The 20,384-nt window shown below is 45.8% G+C and carries 17 protein-coding genes; 10 read left to right on the forward strand and 7 right to left on the reverse strand.

Features of this window, described 5'->3' with window-relative positions; genetic code table 11:
- The first annotated feature begins 117 nt into the window (after positions 1-117).
- From QT992_RS07555 to QT992_RS07565, 3 genes are read left to right on the forward strand one after another with little or no spacing between them, the layout of a single operon-like run.
- On the forward strand, positions 118-300 hold the full coding sequence (locus tag QT992_RS07555; protein ID WP_333321077.1) for a hypothetical protein: 183 nt from the start codon (positions 118-120) through the stop codon (positions 298-300).
- A complete protein-coding gene (locus QT992_RS07560; protein WP_333321078.1) occupies positions 269-631 on the forward strand; it encodes a hypothetical protein in 363 nt (120 codons plus the stop codon). Before QT992_RS07555 ends, QT992_RS07560 begins: the two co-directional genes overlap by 32 nt.
- Positions 632-667: 36 nt before the next feature.
- On the forward strand, positions 668-853 hold the full coding sequence (locus tag QT992_RS07565; protein WP_333341401.1) for a hypothetical protein: 186 nt from the start codon (positions 668-670) through the stop codon (positions 851-853).
- Between the two features lie 197 nt (positions 854-1,050).
- On the opposite strand, the gene murD is transcribed toward QT992_RS07565, so the two are convergent.
- The 3 genes from murD to glyS form a co-directional block, all read right to left on the reverse strand.
- On the reverse strand, positions 1,051-2,397 hold the full coding sequence (gene murD, locus QT992_RS07570) for a UDP-N-acetylmuramoyl-L-alanine--D-glutamate ligase (protein WP_333341403.1): 1,347 nt from the start codon (positions 2,395-2,397) through the stop codon (positions 1,051-1,053).
- A gap of 213 nt (positions 2,398-2,610) precedes the next feature.
- Positions 2,611-2,979: a hypothetical protein gene (locus tag QT992_RS07575; protein ID WP_333341405.1), complete on the reverse strand. Its 369-nt coding sequence runs from the start codon at positions 2,977-2,979 to the stop codon at positions 2,611-2,613.
- Positions 2,980-3,397: 418 nt separating this feature from the next.
- Complete coding sequence (gene glyS, locus QT992_RS07580; protein ID WP_333341407.1) at positions 3,398-5,563, reverse strand: glycine--tRNA ligase subunit beta; 2,166 nt, start codon at positions 5,561-5,563, stop codon at positions 3,398-3,400.
- A 136-nt stretch (positions 5,564-5,699) separates the two neighbouring features.
- Here glyS and QT992_RS07585 point away from each other — a divergent pair, with 136 nt between their 5' ends.
- Both QT992_RS07585 and QT992_RS07590 read left to right on the forward strand, forming a co-directional pair.
- Positions 5,700-6,827: a HetZ-related protein 2 gene (locus tag QT992_RS07585; protein ID WP_333341409.1), complete on the forward strand. Its 1,128-nt coding sequence runs from the start codon at positions 5,700-5,702 to the stop codon at positions 6,825-6,827.
- 505 nt (positions 6,828-7,332) lie between these two features.
- A complete protein-coding gene (locus QT992_RS07590) occupies positions 7,333-8,499 on the forward strand; it encodes a hypothetical protein (protein ID WP_333341411.1) in 1,167 nt (388 codons plus the stop codon).
- A gap of 511 nt (positions 8,500-9,010) precedes the next feature.
- On the opposite strand, the gene QT992_RS07595 is transcribed toward QT992_RS07590, so the two are convergent.
- From QT992_RS07595 to trpB, 3 genes are all read right to left on the reverse strand, one after another.
- Complete coding sequence (locus tag QT992_RS07595; RefSeq protein WP_333341413.1) at positions 9,011-9,643, reverse strand: ribonuclease H-like domain-containing protein; 633 nt, start codon at positions 9,641-9,643, stop codon at positions 9,011-9,013.
- A gap of 150 nt (positions 9,644-9,793) precedes the next feature.
- A complete protein-coding gene (locus QT992_RS07600) occupies positions 9,794-10,300 on the reverse strand; it encodes a CAP domain-containing protein (protein WP_333341415.1) in 507 nt (168 codons plus the stop codon).
- 296 nt (positions 10,301-10,596) lie between these two features.
- Positions 10,597-11,835: a tryptophan synthase subunit beta gene (gene trpB, locus QT992_RS07605; protein ID WP_333085184.1), complete on the reverse strand. Its 1,239-nt coding sequence runs from the start codon at positions 11,833-11,835 to the stop codon at positions 10,597-10,599.
- A 228-nt stretch (positions 11,836-12,063) separates the two neighbouring features.
- Between trpB and QT992_RS07610 the strand changes: the two genes are divergently transcribed.
- The 3 genes from QT992_RS07610 (at position 12,064) to recR (ending at position 13,850) form a co-directional block, all read left to right on the forward strand.
- Positions 12,064-12,312 (forward strand): hypothetical protein, encoded by a 249-nt coding sequence (locus QT992_RS07610; protein ID WP_333103855.1) that lies wholly within the window; start codon positions 12,064-12,066, stop codon positions 12,310-12,312.
- Between the two features lie 423 nt (positions 12,313-12,735).
- On the forward strand, positions 12,736-13,104 hold the full coding sequence (locus tag QT992_RS07615; RefSeq protein ID WP_333103856.1) for a translation initiation factor: 369 nt from the start codon (positions 12,736-12,738) through the stop codon (positions 13,102-13,104).
- A 152-nt stretch (positions 13,105-13,256) separates the two neighbouring features.
- Entirely contained in the window at positions 13,257-13,850 is a 594-nt protein-coding gene (gene recR, locus QT992_RS07620) for a recombination mediator RecR (protein ID WP_333036394.1), read from the forward strand.
- Between the two features lie 101 nt (positions 13,851-13,951).
- On the opposite strand, the gene QT992_RS07625 is transcribed toward recR, so the two are convergent.
- A complete protein-coding gene (locus QT992_RS07625) occupies positions 13,952-15,064 on the reverse strand; it encodes a flagellar assembly protein H (protein ID WP_333341417.1) in 1,113 nt (370 codons plus the stop codon).
- A 257-nt stretch (positions 15,065-15,321) separates the two neighbouring features.
- Here QT992_RS07625 and QT992_RS07630 point away from each other — a divergent pair, with 257 nt between their 5' ends.
- The gene (locus tag QT992_RS07630; protein WP_333376750.1) at positions 15,322-17,433 is read left to right on the forward strand and encodes a prolyl oligopeptidase family serine peptidase; all 2,112 of its coding nucleotides are present in this window, start codon (positions 15,322-15,324) and stop codon (positions 17,431-17,433) included.
- A 910-nt stretch (positions 17,434-18,343) separates the two neighbouring features.
- The coding region (locus QT992_RS07635) for a DUF4347 domain-containing protein (RefSeq protein WP_333376752.1) at positions 18,344-20,384 on the forward strand (2,041 nt) is incomplete at its 3' end.

A 20,384-nucleotide genomic window follows, 5' to 3' on the forward strand; every position in this document is an offset into this window, starting at 1 on the left:
GGCTCAGCCTCCAATTTTCCTGCTGAAAAAGCGAGGCTGAGCCTCTCGACAGCGGTTCCCTGGCAGAGCCTGGGAACCAGTTAAATCCAAGTCTTTCAATCACCTTCAGGAGTAAAGATGTCAGAAACCAACAAACCCGTATTTGAAATTAGCCCGAAACTTTTTCAGCAGCTTGTCGAGTGGCAAGAAAAACTTGAACTAGAAGATGAATTAGCAAGCGAGTCAGAAAACGAGAAACCAACTGAGGTAATAACTCCTCCCCACAGTGATGAACAGCATTCTCAAACAGATAATTTCTAGCTGGTGGCTAGCAGCATCTTTTGGATTTCCGGCTGCTGTCTCGGCTCAATCGCTGACACCCAGCCAAATTCAGCAAGTCAATAGCGGTTTGTTTCGTTCTAACTCTCAAGATTTCTTTCAGCAAGGCTATCGCCAACTGGAAAGGGAAATCGCAATTTTGTTGCAAAAAAATGGCACTTCCGAAGACCAGATTCTGGAGATTGATGAAAAATTGCGCTCTCAGCTTTGTAGGCAAGAATTTAAAATATCGTCGTCGCCTTCTGATACAATAAGTGCTCCTCAGATTGCTGATTTTCAGAGCAAATTAAAAGACATTTGCAGACACAATTAAAATGAAAGTGAGGTCAATATTCAAAGTTTAGTGGTAATGGATAAAGAGGCAATGGCAAAGTTGAAAACAGCCATGCTGGAAGCGGAAACCGCTGCTCATTTGGCGGCAATCATTATTGATTATACTCATGAGGAAATGATGCTAGTTTTTTATGAGCTAGAATGGGAAGAGCAGGCTAGAATTAAGGATATTTGGAAGACAGTATGGACGGGGGGTTTATGAAGATTATGGTTAGCCAATTAAAGATGTTGGTGAACCCGCCTCTTGTATCTTGAAAGCGGTAGATTGTGATTGACAGTTGAGTGGGGGCGGGTTTACGAGATTATTGGTTTTAGTCTGTTGGGTGGGGGCGGGTTTACGAGATTATTGGTTTTAGCCATAAATTGTTGGTGAACCCGCCCCTACAGGATTGATGTTCGTTAAATCAGGGATTCGAGGCATAATTGGCGGAAATGATCGCCCCGTTGCTCGAAGTTTTGGTATTGATCGAAGCTAGCACAGGCTGGGGAAAGCAGCACTACTTTAGCATGATTTTGTTTGCCTAATTCTGCTGCTCTCGGAATTGCTCTTTCCATTGTTTCGACAATTTCCCAAGCGTTGTAATTTGCTTGTGTGAGCCGATCGGCAAAAAGACTCGCTGCATCCCCAATTAGCAACACCGCAGCAGCTTTCGCCTTGATTGTATCAATCCACGCGCGATCGTCCCCTTCTTTGGCATCGCCGCCCGCAATTAAAATCGCCGGTGCGCTTACAGAAGCCAACCCGACTTGGGCGGCGTCATAATTAGTAGCTTTGCTGTCGTTGATGAAATCTATGCCTTCCCAAGTGCAGATGTGTTCTAGGCGGTGCGAAACTCCGGGGAATTTAGCGATCGCCCGCGCGATCGCACTTTTATCTATCCCCGCCAAATTAGCCGCCGCCACCGCCATTAACAAATTCTGCAAATTGTGTTCTCCCACCATCCGCAAAGAATCAGCAGGCAGAATTTTCTCGCTTTGAGCTATTACCCAACCATCTTGAATATAGGCTCCAAAATCTGTATTTCCCAACAAATCTTTTTCACCTTTGACACTCGTCCAACACGCATCCGGCCAAATGTCAACTCCTTGTTGCCGCAAACAAGGATCGTCGCCGTTGATTACTTGCAATTCAGACTTTTTCAGCAAATGCGCTTTAATGTTGTAGTAATTTTCTAAAGTTTTATGGCGGCTGAGGTGATCCGGCGTCAAAGTCGTCAAAACTCCGATGCGTGGCGCTACAAACGGCGAGGATTCTATCTGATAGCTGCTGATTTCTGCGATTACCCAATCCGGCTGTTTTTCTGCTAAAGCTAATTCACACGCAGCATAGCCAATATTGCCACAAGCGGGAGCGTAAAGCCCGGCTTCTTCAAAAATAGCAGCAATTAAAGCAGTAGTAGTAGTTTTGCCGTTAGTGCCGGTAATTCCCACCCAAGGAGATTTGAGGTAACGCCACGCGAGAGCCATTTCTCCGATTGTTTCAATTCCTAACTCTCTGGCGCGCACTAATGCTGGACTGTCCCAGGGAACGCCCGGACTTACTACTATTAATTCTATAGATTCGACTGGTTCAAAAGATTTACCTAACTCAACATTAATTCCTTCCTTAGCAAATTCCTGTTGCTGTTCGAGCAAATTTGGGGAAGATGAGCGATCGCTCAGCGTTACTTCCCATCCTTCGCGTTTTAGCAGTCTTGCGGCGGCAATTCCTGATTTTCCTAGTCCAATGATATGAGCTATCGGCATAAGTTGTGTGTGTGATGGAGCGAACTTACCTGGTTTTATAAGTTTATATCTTAACCTTGAATTGGTTATTGACTATTGGCCATTTTGCTTATTTTTTAAGAGAGCGAGCGCACGCGATATTTATTTGTAAGGAAACCGCACTGCCGTGTCCTAATTCGTAGGGAAACGGCACTGCCGTCTCCTGACTATTTTCCAGAAAGCCAGCTATATGATTTAATTCCAAAACTCCCCCTTCTCGCTCAAATATGTTCTTGTCCACTGCTGGACTTTAGCTTTTTGCTTGTCAGTTAGCTTGTTCCAAGCTTCAGAGAGAATTGGTCGGGGGTATTGCTGAAAAATGTAAATTGCTGAGTCGTAGTTAGTTGCTGTTTCCAGTTCCCTGGCGGCTGCTTCGACTGGATCTATCTCGCCCCAGTATTCCCCCTGTTCGAGGATGGCAGTACGACTCTTAAGATATTTCATTTCATCTTCTAATTTGGCAATATCTCTAGACAGCAATTCGGTTAGTCTTAACCAGTTGTCTATGAAACTAAACAGACTAGAGCCTGTCAAAAACAACCAGCCGGCAGATTGAGATGGCAAAGCTATTGCTAAGCACAGCGACAAACATAACACCAACCCAGATAACCCTATATTTCTTTGTAATCCACATCTTGTTACTTCCCGCCCACCCCTGGGTGGCAATAGCATTGCTACTATAAATATCAAACAAGTATAAAATAAAATCCCTGTCCCGAAGGCTTTCCCTATTAAAAACAGAAATACCACACTGATTGTTGTTAAAATCCACCATCTTGATAGCAGATAGAATATGACATAAATAAGTGGCCCTATCCAAAAATAGGCGTTTGACATTTGCGCCCATTTACGAATCAGTTGTTTCACATTCATTGTTCATATCTTCCCTTTTCAAGAGCGAGGCAGAGCCTCTGGATATGGGTTCCCAGGCAGAGCCTGGAAACCAGTTAAATTCTTCAATCTAAAATCAAAAATCCAAAATCTAAAATCGATTGACGATCGCCCCAAAGTCAGCCAACACCCGCGCGTGATTCCGCAACAAACCCAGTAAATTCAACCGATTTTGCTTAATTTCCGGGTCAGAATCCATCACCAAAACGCTTTCTGGCCCGTCGAAAAAGTTGCTGACACTTGGAGCAATCTCAGTCAAACTATCTACCAACTGCTGGTAATTGCGAGTTTGTTTGCATAGCAGCGTTTGCGGCACTAACTGCACTACTGCATCGTAAAAAGCTTGTTCAGACGACTTTTGAAATAACTCCGGTTTCACCGCCGTTTTCGGTTCCAATTCTACTTTATCCAAATCTCCTTGAGTCGCCAAACGAGTTGAACGATTGACTGTTTCGTAAATCAGATCCAAAGTCTGGTTATTGCGGATTTGTTGCAGAAAAAGCGCTCTTTCCCGTGCGTCTAACAAATCTCTCAATGCTCGTTCAGTATATTCTGGGTCGTTTTCTCCCAAAACTGCATTTACCAAATCATAATCTACATTCTTTTCTTCTTGCAACAAAGTCCGAATTCTTTGCAAGAAAAACTCGTATAACTGCGATAGCAACTCCGCAGGTGTTTCCGGGCGCGCTGCGGTAAATTCGGCCACAACTTCTGCGAGCAACTTGTGCAAGTTGACTGGCAACTGAGCCGCCCAAATAATGTTAGTTATTGCATTGGCTGCGCGGCGCAGGGCAAAAGGATCGGAGGAACCTGTCGGCAACATTCCCAAACCGAAGATGCTGACTAATGTATCTAATTTGTCGGCTATTGCGACAACTTGACCTGTGAGAGTTTGGGGCAAATTGTCGCCCGCACCTTTGGGCAAATAATGTTCAAAAATCGCTGTGGCTACTGTTTCCGATTCGCCACTTGCTAAGGCGTATTTCTGCCCCATGATTCCTTGCATTTCGGGAAGTTCGTAAACCATTTGGGTTACGAGGTCGGCTTTGCAAAGTAAGGCTGCTCTTGCTACATCAGCTTGCTCTTCCTCTGTGATTTGCAGTTGATTGACAATTAAACTGGCAATCTTGCACAGCCGATCGACCTTTGCGCGCACAGTCCCTAAATCTTCTTGGAAAGTAACTGTTTCCAACTTGGGCAAATAATCCTCTAGAGGCTTTGCCAAGTCTGCTTTGTAGAAAAACTGACCGTCTGCCAATCTTGCCCGCACTACTCGCTCGTTACCGGCGGCAATAATCGCTGCTTTAGCGGGAGATCCGTTGGAAATTGTAATGAAATAGGGCAGAAGTTCGGGATAACCGGGGCTTTTGAGGATGGGAAAATACCGCTGGTTTGTAACAATAATTGTGGTGATTACTTCCGGCGGCAATATCAAAAATTCCTCGTCAAATTTGCCGACAACTGCGTTCGGCCATTCTACTAAGTCGGTGACTTCTTCTAACAAATCTTCGGTAATGTCGGCATAACCGCCTTGTTTTGTGGCTGCGGCTTCTACTTGTGCTTTAATTTGATTTTTGCGCTGGGTTCGATCGACCTCTACGCAAGCCGCCCGCAGACACTCGACATAATCCTCGGCTTGGGGAATCGAGACCCCCCCCAGGGCTGTAGGGGGGGTGTATAACACCCGGTGTCCTTGGGAAATTCGATCGCTCTTGACCGTATCCGAACCGCTCACCAATGTAATTGGCAGTACAGTATCATCTAACAGTGCCACGATCGATCGAATCGGGCGCGGAAACTTCAAATCTCCGTCGGCCCACCGCATGAATCTTTTGCCTTCTAACTTATTAATCCACTGCGGCACAAGTTCTGTCAAAATATCCGCTGTCATCCGCCCCGGAATCTTTTTGAGCACAAACACAAAATCGCCTTTATCGGTAGCGCGAACTTCCAAAGCATCAATTTCTACGCCCTGCTTTTTCGCAAAACCTTCGGCTGCTTTCGTCGGTTTTCCATCTTTAAAAGCCGAACTCGCGGGTGGCCCTTTTACCTCTTCTTCTCTGTCTAATTGCTGAACTGGCAGTCCTTTCACGAGAACGGCCAAACGCCTCGGAGTAGCGTATACATTAATAGAGTCATTTGTCAAGGATTCTTCTGCCAGCGTTGCAGGTACAAGTCGCTGCCACTGCTGGGCGCTGCCTGAGACAAAAGATGCGGGCAATTCTTCTGTACCGAGTTCTAATAAAAAGTTAGGCATATCGCACCGTAATGGAATTTTGTTTAGGGTAATTTAAGGTAATTTATCCGATCGCGCGATCGTATATCTGAAAAATACTCAAAAATCCAGGATACCACGTAAAATCGGGGGTGAAAGACAAATAGCTCAACAGCTCATGACCTTGGCCCAAAGACTGGCACAAGATTGGAAGTCTCGACTTGAACAAGATTGCCCGGACGAAAATTCTAGCACCCGCGAGAGTGTTGTCCGCTGGCTGTTGGGAGACAAGCCCGAAAGATTTGACACTCTTAGCCCAACTCAATTGTCTGTCGCCTCTGGGGCGATCGACTTTTTATATCGAATTTTGATTTCTCGGTATCTGGGAGTACCGCCAGAAAAAGCTTACCGCAACTTGATCGGGCGGCTCGGCGGTTTGGTTGTGCTCCGGCAAAAAATCCAAGCGTGGGTTTCCCTGAGTCGCGACAGACAGCGGAGTGCGGTGGAGGTACTACAAGAAGTGATTCAGGAAATGCTCAATTCCGATCGCTACCTGCAGCAGCAAGTCGCCTGGATTGCCGAATGCACCTCAGACAGACGGCTGCGAAATGCTTTGCTGCTAGCGAGCACAGAAGAATACTGCTTGCGGCCGATCCGCAACCAGCCGCTGCTGGTGTACCGTTTTGTCAACTACCTGCGGCGTGCTCAGCGGGGCGGGTTGACCCAAGTGCCTGCGGGAGACTGGGTGCGGCTGGTGTCGGAACAGGTTCTACCCGACGATACAGACGAACCGCTCAGCCTGCTAGACGAACAGGCGATGTCCGAGTATCGAGAAAATCAAGCTTGGGAAGAGCAGCAAACTCAGCGGCAGATTGTCCAACAAGAATTTGAGAATTACTTGGCCGCTGAAGTCGATCCGCTGGCTTCCCGGTGGCTGCAGCTTTACCTGCAAGGTCGTTCCCAAGAGGCAATTGCCGAGGATTTGAAGGTTCCAATCAAGCAAATTTACCGCTTGCGAGAAAAAGTCAGTTACCACGCGATTCGGGTTTTTGCGGTCAAACAAGCACCGGAATTAGTCGCTAGCTGGCTGGAAACTTCGCTCAAAGAACACAGTTTGGGCTTGACTCCGGCTCAGTGGCAGCAATATTTACAGAACCTCACGCCGGTGCAGCGGCAGTTGGTAGAATCGCTGAAAGCAGGGAAAAGTGTAGAGACGATCGCATCTGAATTAAAGCTGAAAACCAATCAAGTCATCGGCGAGTGGAGCAAACTCTATTTAGCAGCTCAATCTCTCCGCAACGAGTAGATTGGTAATGGGTGGCGGGCAATTGCTAATTGTTAATGGGCGGTAGCATTTTTCCGAATCCGCGCTACAAATCAATTCCCTCACAGCCACAGAGTTCTGCGAGTTTCCCCGTGGAAAACCGCGCGATGCCCCTTGTATCAATTCAGGTTAGATTAATCGGGCTCTTGTAGCGCTGCCGTGACGATCGCGCTCCGAGACGATCGCAGCCCACTCTCTGAGGTAAGATACTAGCAGCACGATCGACTTTTGAGGATTTTTTAACCAATCCTAAATTCAGCGGTTGCCCGTAAATCATCGGTTGTGGTGCATCTCTAATACTTGTGCATTAAAGACATAATTCTATTGTTGCCAGCCACGGGCATCAATCTCGGGCGATCGATGATAGTTGGTCTAGACTGCGCTAGTCATCATCTAGCTCTCAATCTTTTGGTAGAATTTGAGGCTGCAATACAGAAGGGAGAAAATTCTGGGACTAAGAATTTTTATTTAAGAAAAGCTTCCGGTTGTGAGACCAATTCCTCCGTCAGGGAAGTTGCAGCGTTTAATTTTATCGCATCAGGTTGGTGCGTCGCGCTCGATCGCGCTTCCAACTACAAAGCAGCTAATGGTACATACATCTTCAACAGACTCGGCAGCTACAATGGACTCCGATCGAATATTTCAACTAATCGACACAGTTGTCCCCTTTGAAGCTTGCCTTTATTATCAAGTTTTGCCTTTATCTCTAGAAGGTAATCTGTTTAAACTGGGCGTAGTCGATGCCCAAGATGACTCCGCCTTGGACTACGTGCAGCGGATTTTAGCTTACATGAATTGCTCAGTCACAACAGAGCCAATTGCCTCGGAAACTCAGCGCTCGATGCTCTCAGCTTACTTGCTGCACGGGAGCCAGCTTCGAGAACCCAGCCAGACAGAAACCGCAGCAGCCCCAACAGCCAAAAATCCCCCACCAGCAACTTCAGGCCCCAATGCAGCAACGCTGCTGTCTGTGCCACAACCCTCGCTGCCCCATCCTGAGCGGTTTCAACCTGCTGGCGCTGAGGTTCCCCCGACACCGACACAGCTATCGGTTTTGAATGTCGAGGCCTTGCACTTGTCAAGCCCAGTCGAAGTTTTGGCAACTTTGCCCGCGCCCCAACTGCTGGAAGAATTGCTCGGTAGAGTGCTGCGAGAGGGTATCGGCCGCCTGTTTTTTGAGCGGCACCAGTCCCAAGGCCGGATTCTTTGGAGTCAAGACGGCGTTTTGAAATCGATGCTCGAAGGTATCGATATCGTCCTTTTCCAAGAGGTTATCGACGAGTTGAAGCGGCTGACAGATATGCCTGTTTGTCCGGTAGAACAGCCCAAACAAGTCGAAGTTGAGCGCATATATCAAAACACTCATTTGCTGTTGCGCTTGCGGGTAATGACGGTGGGTGGCAAGGAAGAAGCCACCCTGCAAGTTTTGCGGGGGGCAGCTTTGAGGTTTTACCAGCAGCAGCAGTTGTCTACTTTGAGTCGCGACGCACTGCGGCTGGCCGAAGAATTGCAGCGGAAAGTGAATCAAATTCGCGATCGAACTCGCCTTTCTCCTGTGCCCTTAGAGGGGTTGCCCGCTTTGGAACAGGTGATTAGAAATGTTGACGACCAAATTGAAGCTTTGCTGCACGCACACAATCCCGATCAGCCCTAATTAGCAATAGATCACTGTTTTGATTTTTTTTTAACTCATATCGTTTCCGGGTGTATCGGAATGATTTAACCGCAGAGGGCGCAGAGAACGCAGAGGGAGAGAATACAGAGAGGAATATTTCCGATGCTACCGGATTTGATATCACATCAAGTCCGGTCAAATAATAATAATTACGTTTGTAGTGACGACTCAAGTCCCAGCGAGTTTTATGATAACTCAAGTCTTCACTACAAAACAATTTGATTGCAGTTGTGCGAGGTGATATCTAGTCCGGTCGATTCCCTCCGCTTCGCTTCGCCCGAAATCAGGTAGGGGCGGGTTAACCAATAATATCTGCCAATAATTGACAATCTCAAAAACCCGCCCGGCCCGGATATTATGGTCAATCCATCGGACATAATATGACACAATATTATACAAGTTCCCAAAAAGAATGCAACTGTATGCCCGCGATCTAAACCCTGGTACTCATCAGTCATTCCCAATCTAAAATCTAAAATCTAAAATGGTATTAGCCGTGCTCAAAAACATCCTTGTACTGCAATAAATCCAAACTCACAAAAACGGGCAAACACTGAAAACATTGCTGTGCAATTTCCCAGCGTTCTTCTCGCTGCAACATAGCAGTCAACTTTTGTTTAGCGCTCAGCAAATAGCGAACATCATTAGCAGCATAATTTAGTTGATCGTCAGAAAGATTAGTCGCATTTCCCCAGTCGGAACTTTGAGATGTTTTATTTAATTCTACCTTTTCGAGTTCTAGAATTAATTCTTTCAATCCGTGTCTGTTGGTATAAGTTCTAGCAAGTTTACTAGCTAGCTTGGTGCAGAAAACTGGTGCAATATCAATACTTAAATTGTAACGCATTGTTGCCATATCAAAGCGCGCAAAATGAAATACTTTCTCAATATTTTCGGCTTCCATTAACTTCTTTAAATTCGGTGCTGCTGTCTGATCTTTGGCAATCCGCACCACTGCAACTTTACCTTCTGGATTGCACAACTGCACCAAACACAAGCGATCGCGCCACGGCATCAAACCCATTGTTTCCGTATCAACGGCGATCGCCTCCGCAGTCAAATAATAAGATAAGAGAGAATCGGGAATATCACGATCGCACACTTGAAAATCTGCAAATTCCATTATTAGTAATTGTTGAATGTTGACTTTTGACTGTTGACTTTTGACTGCCTTTTTCCCTCTTCCCTCTTCCTTCTAACTTCAGCATCTACGTCACACTCGATAATTAATCCGTGTATCCGTGTCCGAATCCGTGTCGTGCCTTCCTTCAAATTACCGAGTGCGGACAAAAAGCTGAGTAAAATAATACTCCCCTTTGGCATTTTTCGCAACCCCAATACCGGTCACATTAAACTGACCCTCCATATTTTTGCGGTGGCCGTCACTTTTAATCCAACCCTCAACAGCATTCCGTACCGGGTCGCTGTAGCCCATATTGTAAGCAAGATTTTCAGCTACACTTTGATAAGGAATCGTAATTGCTTTCGCCCGCCCCTCAAATCCATCGTGGCTGAAACGTACTTTACCGTTAGCCATATTTTCGCTGTGAATTCTTGCTATCTGACTGATTCGCGGATCGACACTCAGCGGCGGCAACTTTTTAGATGCTCGGTATTGATTGATCTGTTGGTTAACCGCTTTTTCTAAGTCAGTAATAGCACTCGAAGCAACATTAGTATTCATGGGAGTTTGTGGCAGCGATCGCGTAGGAATGGAGGTATCACACTTGGGCAGGATTGTCAACAATCCCAAGCCCATCAAAATCAAACCTTTGGACATGAAATCAAACGATAAATAAAGTTAATTGTTACCATTAGTGTCAACTTAATGCCAAAAGTAATATGAGTATACCCTCAGAGGATAAGCCTCTAGATCCCCCTCGCATACCCCCTACTCCCCCTTAATAAGGGGAGTAGGGGTTGACTTTGAACGCTTCCAGTCCCCCCCTTATTAAGGGGGGCTAGGGGGGATCTAGACTTCGATACAAACGAGAGATACAAAGGATTTTAGTCTTAAGTTAACACCAATTAATTGTTACCAATTCCTACAGAACGATCGCCCCACATTCCGCTAACCTAGATATTCAGAACCTTCGCTACAGTGTTCACGTCTTTATCGCCGCGTCCGGAACAGTTAAGCACAATGCGCGGATTGCCTGTTAGCTGCGGGCACAGAGTCTCCAAATAGGCGATCGCGTGAGAAGTTTCCAAAGCCGGAATAATCCCCTCCAACTGCGAAAGTCGCTGAAATGCTTCCAGCGCTTCTGCATCAGTTACGCTATAATATTCAGCCCTGCCCGCATCCTTCAAATAACTGTGTTCCGGCCCCACACCCGGATAATCCAAACCTGCACTAATAGAATGCGGTTCAATCACTTGACCTTCATTATCTTGCAGCAAATAACTCATCGCCCCGTGCAGAACTCCCACACTTCCTTTAGTCAAAGTAGCAGCGTGTTTATCAGTTTCCACACCTTCGCCGGCCGCTTCAATACCAATCAATCTGACAGTTTCTTCCCCGACAAACTCGTGGAAAAGACCCATTGCATTAGAACCGCCGCCGACGCAAGCTAATAAAATATCCGGCAAACCACCCCACTTTTCCTGACACTGAGCCCGCGTTTCTTCACCGATTACCGCATGGAAATCGCGTACCATCATGGGGTAAGGATGGGGGCCCGCTACGGAACCGAGAATGTAATGAGTTGTTTCAACATTTGTCACCCAGTCGCGAATCGCTTCGGAAGTGGCATCTTTCAGCGTTCCCGTACCCGCAGCCACCGGCCGCACTTCGGCTCCCATCAAGCGCATTCTAAACACATTTAAAGCCTGTCTTTCCATGTCGTGAACGCCCATGTAGACAACGCATTCGATCCCGAAACGAGCGCAAACTGTGGCAGTAGCAACGCCGTGTTGACCGGCACCAGTTTCAGCAATTACGCGCTTTTTGCCCATGCGTTTTGCTAACAATGCTTGAGCTAAAGCATTGTTAATTTTGTGAGCTCCCGTGTGGTTTAAATCTTCGCGTTTGAGGTAAATTTGCGGGCCAGTTCCGTCTGCTTTAGCGTAGTGTTCGGTGAGGCGTTCGGCAAAATACAAAGGGCTGGGGCGGCCGACATAATCTTTGAGCAATTGTTGGAGTTGCTGTTGAAATTCCGGTTCGCTGCGGTATTTGTGGAAAGCGGCTTCTAGTTCAAATAAAGCCGGCATGAGGGTTTCGGGGACGTATTTGCCGCCGAATTTGCCGAATCTGCCGAGGGAGTCGGGGCGTTGGGCGCTGGTTTCGGTGGTGAGATGCAGGGGGGTGACAGTCACGGACTTTCTTGGGATAATGGGACAGATTTTATTATATCTAGTCGATGGGGCTGTGGGCGATCGGGCTATCTCGCGAGGGGGTAGGCAAATCGCTGAAATGTCGATTCGGTCGTTGACCCCCTCGATATATTGCTGGGTAAGGGTTTCTCCGTCGGGTCAATTTATTAGTGGCTGGAAACTTAATTCTGCAAAACTACAAAATGTTCTTGAACACGGAGGGTTACAAGCATGGAATCTACAAAAGGAAATAAAAATGTGTCTGTAAGCCTTAGCGATGACGAAGCCCTTGTATTGCTTGAATGGTTATGTAATTTTATTGAAGAAGAACATCCTTCGTTGTTCCAAGACCAAGCGGAAGAACGTGTTCTTTGGGATCTAAAAGCAGTGTTGGAGAAAGTTATATCAGTAACTTTTGATAAAGACTACATAAATATTCTTTCACAGGCACGAGAAAACATACGCGATTCGCTAGATTGAGTTAGAGCTGCAACTAATTCAATCGAACTCGGGGAAGTCGCGATCGCCTTTGGGTCGGCAGAGAATTAATTCCCTGTCTCATAGCTAAAGTCAGTTAAAACTGACTGCTAATATCAAGTACGATCGATGCTATCGCACCTGCCACATTAAAAACCAACCTCAAAGCCCATAGATTATATTCCCTTAAAATTCACTTAAATAAACCATTCTCAAACACATTCTAAAGTCCTCATAGCGAGGACTTTAGCTTTGAGGCAGGGGTTGAAACCCGGCCGATCTGCAACTAATATGATATAATATCAGATAGCATCATTTTTGTTAATACAACCAACCCAACCAATTATCAATTCCCAGTTTCCAGTCCCAACTGAGATTTTTTTAGTCAAAGACTTAAAAACTCAAAATGACCAACAATAAACTAATATGAGTACATCAAAACGCAAAGACTCCGATACCAATACCCCATCAGGAAAACGCATTGTTTACTCCGAATTTGGGAACGTTGACAACTCCGCCGCCCTCCAACGGGGAGTTGCCGAAGTTCCCCCCAATCAACAAAACCTCAAAATCGAAGCATCCCGAAAAGGACGCGGCGGCAAAACAGTTACAGTCATCAGCGGCTTTCAGGAAAAACCCGAAACATTAGCAACTCTAGCCAAACAGCTAAAAGCTCAATGCGGTACTGGCGGCACAGTCAAAGATAATGAAATCGAAATTCAAGGCGAACACAAGCAAAAGCTCCTAGAAATTATCACAAAATTAGGCTACAAAGCTAAAATTAGTGGAGGGTAAATTAGTCAATAGTCATCACTGTATGGGCGGCGCGGGTTTATGATATACTTAGTTTTAAACATAGATGGTTGGTAAAATCCGCCCCTACATCGCACAAATTATATTGCCGCGAATCAACCAGAAATGATATTACCAATTACCGCCAATTTTTAATGTACACTCGACCTTTAGCTCGTTTAATCGAACAATTGCAGCGCTTGCCCGGAGTCGGCCCAAAAACAGCCCAGCGTTTAGCTTTACATATTTTGAAGCGACCGGAAGAAGAAGTGCAAGCCCTAGCTAAATCTTTGATTGATGCCAAACAGCAAGTAGGTTTCTGTCAAGTATGCTTTCACTTATCTGCTGACCCTGTTTGCGAAATTTGCCGCAATACCAACCGCGACACTCATACCATTTGTGTAGTGTCAGAATCCCGCGACGTAATCGCTTTAGAAAAAACGCGGGAATACATGGGTAAATATCACGTTGTTGGCGGCGTTATCTCGCCGATGGATGGAATTGGCCCCGAACAATTGAACATTCAACCGTTAGTGCGGCGCGTCAGCCAGCAAAAGGTTAAGGAAGTAATTATTGCTATTAGTCCCAGCGTGGAAGGCGAAACTACTACTCTTTATATCGGTCACTTATTAAAACCTTTTACCCTAGTGACGCGCATAGCTTTTGGTTTGCCGATGGGGGGAGATTTGGAATATGCCGATGAAGTTACATTGGCTCGTGCTTTGGAAGGAAGGAGGGAGTTGGATTAGTTATAATTTGTCCCGCATCTAAATTGTATTTTCTGGCGGGCGGGACGCCCAACCCCTACTTTCGACAAGAACTCGATCGAGCTTAATCGCTCTTTTTTTACTCAAAGGGAAGAATTTTCTATTCGAGCAATTAATTCTTCTATTGACAAATCCGGGAGTTGTGACAGCAATAGCGATAAATTTTCGGCAGACAATGCGAGCAAATTTGGGATGAGATTGACGGTGTTTACTTCTAATTGACCAAAGCGCTTTCTCAAGACATTTTCGGCGATTAAAGTTTGTACTTGTTGTCTATCTGCTTGGGCGATTGGCAATGTGGATAATTGCACTAACAACATCGTGAATTCACCAACAGGTAAAGCCGAAACAGAGGAAAAAAAGGCAATTGTCTGAGCGTCTAACTCCCCAAATCTGACTTGCAAAAAGTTCTGCAAAATCAACCGCTGTGCTTCTTCTCTTCCTTCTTCTCTTCCTTCTTCTCTGCCTTGTTGTGTGGCCTGATCTATTTTTTGTTGTAACAGAGGTACGAGCGCCATAACTAACTCCTTATCTTCCTGATTTCCTGGGGCACTAGCTGCTAAATTTACTTGCAGATTCGCTTGCAGGTTGTACAATAATTCTAGCGTACTAGCTCGTAAGGGACTATCAACAGGCAATCTTGTTAATTCCGCGATCGCCCCTTGCTGTACTTTACCCTTACCTAAAATCCGCAACCACATCGTTTCTGGAACATTCGGTAGCTGGTGAATAGCTATCAATCCTACTCGCCAAACTTCCGATAGAAAATAAACCCCCCTCCCCCAACCTTCTGACTCTTGGGGAAGCATAAAATTAAAGCTCCTTAACAAAGCCTCCGAAGCAGTGGGAGTCAGAATCCACAACCTGGGTAATTGCTGGGATTCTAAACGTTGCTCTTCTCGATTAGCTCGGCGCAGTAATTCTGCCCTAGTATTTAAAAGTTTGACCACACAACTGAAGATATCCTCTGTATTGACGGCATTGCGAAATGGTTCGATCGCAGCCACAGTCGCAGTCATTTGACCTAATAAACCTAAATTCTCTACGTATTCAGGCGATACAGAAGTGGGTTTAAACCAGATATCAATTTCTCGAACTTGAGCAGAAACATCTTTACTGGTTTCTACTTCTCCTAGAGGTGACAATAACTCTCTTAGGTATTCTTTGGCAAACTGGTCATGGGGAAATTTAGTCATTCTTGGGAAGCACTTTATCCGAAAAAAACTCAATTAATTATATCTCATTTTAAAATAGTATTTATGGGCGAGATATTCTATGTTATACACCCAATATTTTAAAGGATTCAGGTATCAAAGTATTCGGTTTTTCGAGGTGGAGTTACTTATTTAACCCAGATTTAGGATAAAATCTCAAATCCCAAATTGAGCTACTCTCCCCTGTCACTGCCGCGAAAGGGTAAACTGGAAAAAGTTACCGAGAGTAGTAAAAAATCATGACCCAATTCGATCGACCTTTAAGCTACCCCACAACCCGCAAAATCGACCAAACAGACGACTACCACGGCGTCAAAGTATCTGACCCCTACAGGTGGCTGGAAAACCCCGACTCTGAGGAAACCCAAGCTTGGGTGGAAGCCCAAAACGCAGTCACTTTTGGCTACCTCAACGAAATTCCGGCGCGGGCAAAAATCAAACAGCGCCTAACTCAACTTTGGGATTACGAGAAATACGGCATACCTTTCAAAGAAGGATCTCGCTATTTCTACTACAAGAATGACGGCCTGCAAAATCAATCTGTACTCTACACGTTAACATCCCTCGACAGCGAACCCAAAGTATTAATTGACCCCAACACTCTCTCAGAAGATGGAACCGTTGCTCTGGGTGGGATAGCTATCAGCGAAGACGGCAAATACATGGCCTACGGTTTGTCAAGTTCCGGTTCTGACTGGCAGGAATGGAAAGTCCGCGAGGTGGCAACCGGCGAAGATTTATCAGACCATTTAAAGTGGATTAAATTCTCAGGCGCATCTTGGACTCACGACGGTAAAGGCTTTTTTTATAGTCGCTACGACGAACCGAACGAAAAAAGCAAGCACGAAGAAGTTAACTATTACCAAAAACTGTTTTACCACCAAATCGGCACGCCGCAATCTGAAGACGTATTAATCTACGAGCGACCCGACCAAAAAGAGTGGGGATTTAGCGGTGGTGTTACCGAAGATGGCAAATACTTGATTATCTCAGTTTGGCAGGGAACTGAAACAAAAAACTTGATTTTTTACAAGGATTTAACTGCACCGGAATCAAGCGTTGTAGAACTGATTAGCGAATTCGAGGCTGAGTACAGTTTCATCGACAATGAGGGCTCTCTTTTCTGGTTTCAAACAAACTTAAATGCACCGTTGGGCCGCGTAATTGCGATCGACACCAACAACCCACCTCCCTCATCCCTTGGTTGTGATGAAACCCCCCCGTCGCCCAGGGAGAGGGGGTTGACAGAAATTATCCCTGAAGCAGCAGAAACCCTCGAAGGCATAGGCCTCCTGAACAATCAATTTGTCGCTTCCTACTTGAAAGACGCCTACACCCAGATTAAAATTTTCAACTTAGACGGCTCTTTCGTGCGAGAAGTTGCCTTGCCCGGAATCGGTTCGGTGGGAGGATTCGGCGGCAAGCGGCACGACACCGAAACCTTTTATGCTTACACCAGTTTCACTGCGCCAAACACCATTTATCGGTACAATATGGTGACAGATGAAAGTACGATTTATCGGCAGCCAAATGTCGATTTTAATCCCGAAGATTACGAGACAAAACAAGTATTTTACCCAAGCAAAGACGGTACGCAAGTACCCATGTTTATCACGCACAAGAAAGGCTTGCAGTTGGATGGCAATAACCCCACCTACCTTTACGGATACGGTGGTTTTGGCATCTCGCTAACTCCGAGTTTTTCTGTTAGCAGGATAGTGTGGTTAGAGATGGGCGGAGTTTATGCGATCGCCTGTTTGCGGGGAGGCGGCGAGTACGGCGAATCATGGCACGAAGCAGGCAAAAAGTTGAACAAGCAAAACGTGTTTGATGACTTTATAGCTGGCGCTGAATGGTTGATCGAAAACAAGTATACCAAACCGGCAAAATTGGCGATCGCAGGTGGTAGCAACGGCGGTTTATTAGTAGGGGCTTGCATGACTCAGCGGCCGGAATTGTTCGGTGCAGCACTGCCGGCAGTCGGCGTTTTGGATATGTTGCGCTTCCACAAATTTACCATTGGTTGGGCTTGGACTTCTGAATACGGTTCGCCGGAAAATCCCGAAGAATTTTCCACAATTCACGGCTATTCTCCGTTGCACAATCTCAAACCGGGAACGGTTTATCCGGCGACAATGATTACAACTGCCGATCGCGACGATCGAGTAGTTCCGGCCCACAGTTTCAAGTTTGCTTCTGCTTTGCAAGAAACCCACGCGGGAGAAAAACCCGTGTTAATTCGCATTGAAACTAAAGCGGGACACGGTGCTGGCAAACCCACTGCGAAAGTCATTGAAGAATTGGCAGATGAATGGGCTTTTTTAGTGCGGGAACTCGATATTGACGCTTAACAAGCACGGGTTAGGGGGTGCGATCGACGCAGTTTCATGATTTAGATAGAAAGAGGGTGTAAAGGGCGATCGTTCCTTTTGAATTCAAGGGCGATCGTTCTTTTTTGTCACCGCAATCCTGGTATTAACATATATAATTTGTCAAGTTTTTTGTTAACTTTTGTAGCGTTAAGTGGCTATTATTACATGGCTGTGAGTTTACTGCACACCAAATTAGTATAAGTATAAATCTCTAGAAATACGGTACTCCTGAGATCTTGCACCATTCTCAATTAGCCGTAGGGGCGGGTTCGCCAACAGCCTTAAAGCTTGCAAATAGGTTTTATAAACCCGCCCGACCCCACGAAAAATCCTCTTATTGATATTGCTGCAAGATGTCAGGTACTCTCAACTTTCAATCGCGATCGCACCTCAAAGTCAAAATCTGCCAATTTTTAGGAAATTAGTATTTTCTGTATATTTACGGTTCAATCTGTCTGAGCCAGCCTCGATATCACCAGACTAAGAACAGCAGCATGAGGGGTCTGACCCCTTATGCTGATAAATCCGTAAGTAATTTAGCATATAACTAACCTTAGACCTGATATTATTTTTCCCAAAAATAGAGGGTTTTGGCTAATATAAAGGCTGTGACCCCTTATTCATGTTATAATTCGCAGCGCTCGACCGCATCAGGACATCCAATGGCGATCGCAGTAAATCCTGTCTAATGATTGACAAACATCACAATTGACAAATATAGGTTACTATTATGTCTCATAAAGAAAGAACTTTCCAAGCTTTATATTTGAAAGTTTATCGTCATCTAGGAAAATGGGTAGCTTAGATTTAGCACCCAAATTAACCCAAAATGAAAACCATCCCAAATCTGTCAAATTGGTCATCTACACAAACAGGGAAATCTACCAATATGGAAACTAAAATCTTGAGACAAGCCAGCTATGAAGCAGAGACGGCTAGCCGAAAAAATCTAGCGATTGTGGATTCAAAAGTAGAAAACTACCAAGAGTTGCTCAGGGGAGTGAAATGCGGTACAGAAGTAATCTTGCTCGATAGAACCCGGGATGGAATCGAGCAAATCACCGAAATTCTGGGTCAGCGCAACAGCATCACCAGCCTGCATATAGTTTCTCACGGTCGAGAAGCAGCAGTAGAAATCGGATCAACAGAACTTAATATTGATAATCTAGAAACCTACAGCAACCAATTGCAGCAGTGGGGAAAAGCCCTTAGCGAATCTGGCAGCATTCTGCTTTACGGCTGTAACATAGCCGCCGGCGAATCCGGGATTAAATTCATACAAAAACTCAGTGAAATAACAGGAGCAAATATTGCCGCTTCCAACAACCTAACAGGGAGTGCAGCATTAGGTGGCGACTGGGAATTAGAAATTACTACAGGACAAATAAATACCGAAATAGCCTTTGAAAAAAAAGTCCTAGAAGGCTACACATCAGTCCTGGCTACCTTAGCGGCTGAAGAATTTAGAAATTCAACAGCGATCGGGCCTTGGATATATGGAGTTGGCAACACCCTTACAACTAACCCAGGCTTAACAGCAGGTAGTACAGAAAACCTCAGCGGAGTTATTCCTGCTTTAGGGACTGGCGATCCCGAGGGACAAGGTACTTTGAGATTAACATCAAACGCCTTTGACCAAGCAGCTTTTGTTATCTACAACAACCCCATCTCCGCCACTGAGGGTCTGAGAGTTACCTTTGATTTCTTTGCCTATAACAGAGGTACTGTCGTTGATCGCGAGGGTAACCTCTTTGGTGCGGATGGCATTAGTTTTTTCCTCATTGACGGAACAGCTACGCCAACAAAAGCGGGAGGCTACGGTGGCTCTCTCGGCTATGCTCAGAATAATAGGGATGGAATTGTACCGGGTATTGTAGGAGGTTATTTAGGTGTCGGATTAGACGAGTTTGGCAATTATTCTAGCACTATTGCTGGAAAACAGGGTGGCCCGGGGCAGCGACCTGATGCAGTAGGACTTAGAGGCAGGGAAAGCACAATCCCAACCGAAAATTATAAATTTTTAGGTTCTAGTTTTTTAACTAACAGTTTGACTGGCGTTTCCATTGGCATAGACAATAAAGATACAAGCATTCGCGCTGAGGCTAAAAGAACCGTTCAAGTTACATTATTCCCGACGACGAACTCACCAACATCTCCTAACCGTCTGACAGTGGCCTTCGACGTGAACAGGAACGGCACATTTGATGCGGGCGAAACACTGATCGACATATCAAATTTGGCAACCATAAACGGAGAAGTGCCACGTACTTTTAAATTTGGCTTTGCTGCTTCGACTGGGGGAAACACAAACATTCACGAAGTTAACAATGTCATCGTCGAAAGTATAAATCGCCCTACACTCCAAGCCGACGTTTCCATTGTTAAAAAAGGCCCGCTGTTCGCCACACCCAACAGCACCATAACCTATACGATTACCTCCACAAATAACGGGCCAGACAGCGCCGAAAGCGTCCTGATTCAAGATCCCCTGCCCGCAGGCTTAAGTTTCGTCAGCGCCTCCGACGGCGGTACTTTAGACAGCAAAACGAGGACGGTCATCTGGCCGGCGATTCCGACTCTGGCTAACCGTGCTAGCCAAACCCGCACCATCACCGCAAGAGTTCCGGCAACAGGCGGCGCTTCCTTAACTAACACTGCCTATAGCACATCCAGCACTTTCGACCCAGATCGAGGTAACAACAATAGTTCCCAACCCATCTCTCAAGTCTCAACTACAATTGTTGCTGCTCTTGCCGACGTTGTTACCACCAAAACCGGGACTGCTGCTGCTGCACCGGGTGAAACAGTTACTTACACAATTTCCACAGTCAACAACGGCCCCAGCACAGCCGAAAACGTCACCGTTACCGACAGCATTGTTCCCGGTTTAAATATAGTTAGTCTACCCAACGAGGCTGTTTACAATGCAG

Origin of the sequence: Microcoleus sp. T3_D1 (assembly GCF_036700405.1) — a bacterium.
GTDB lineage: Bacteria > Cyanobacteriota > Cyanobacteriia > Cyanobacteriales > Microcoleaceae > Microcoleus.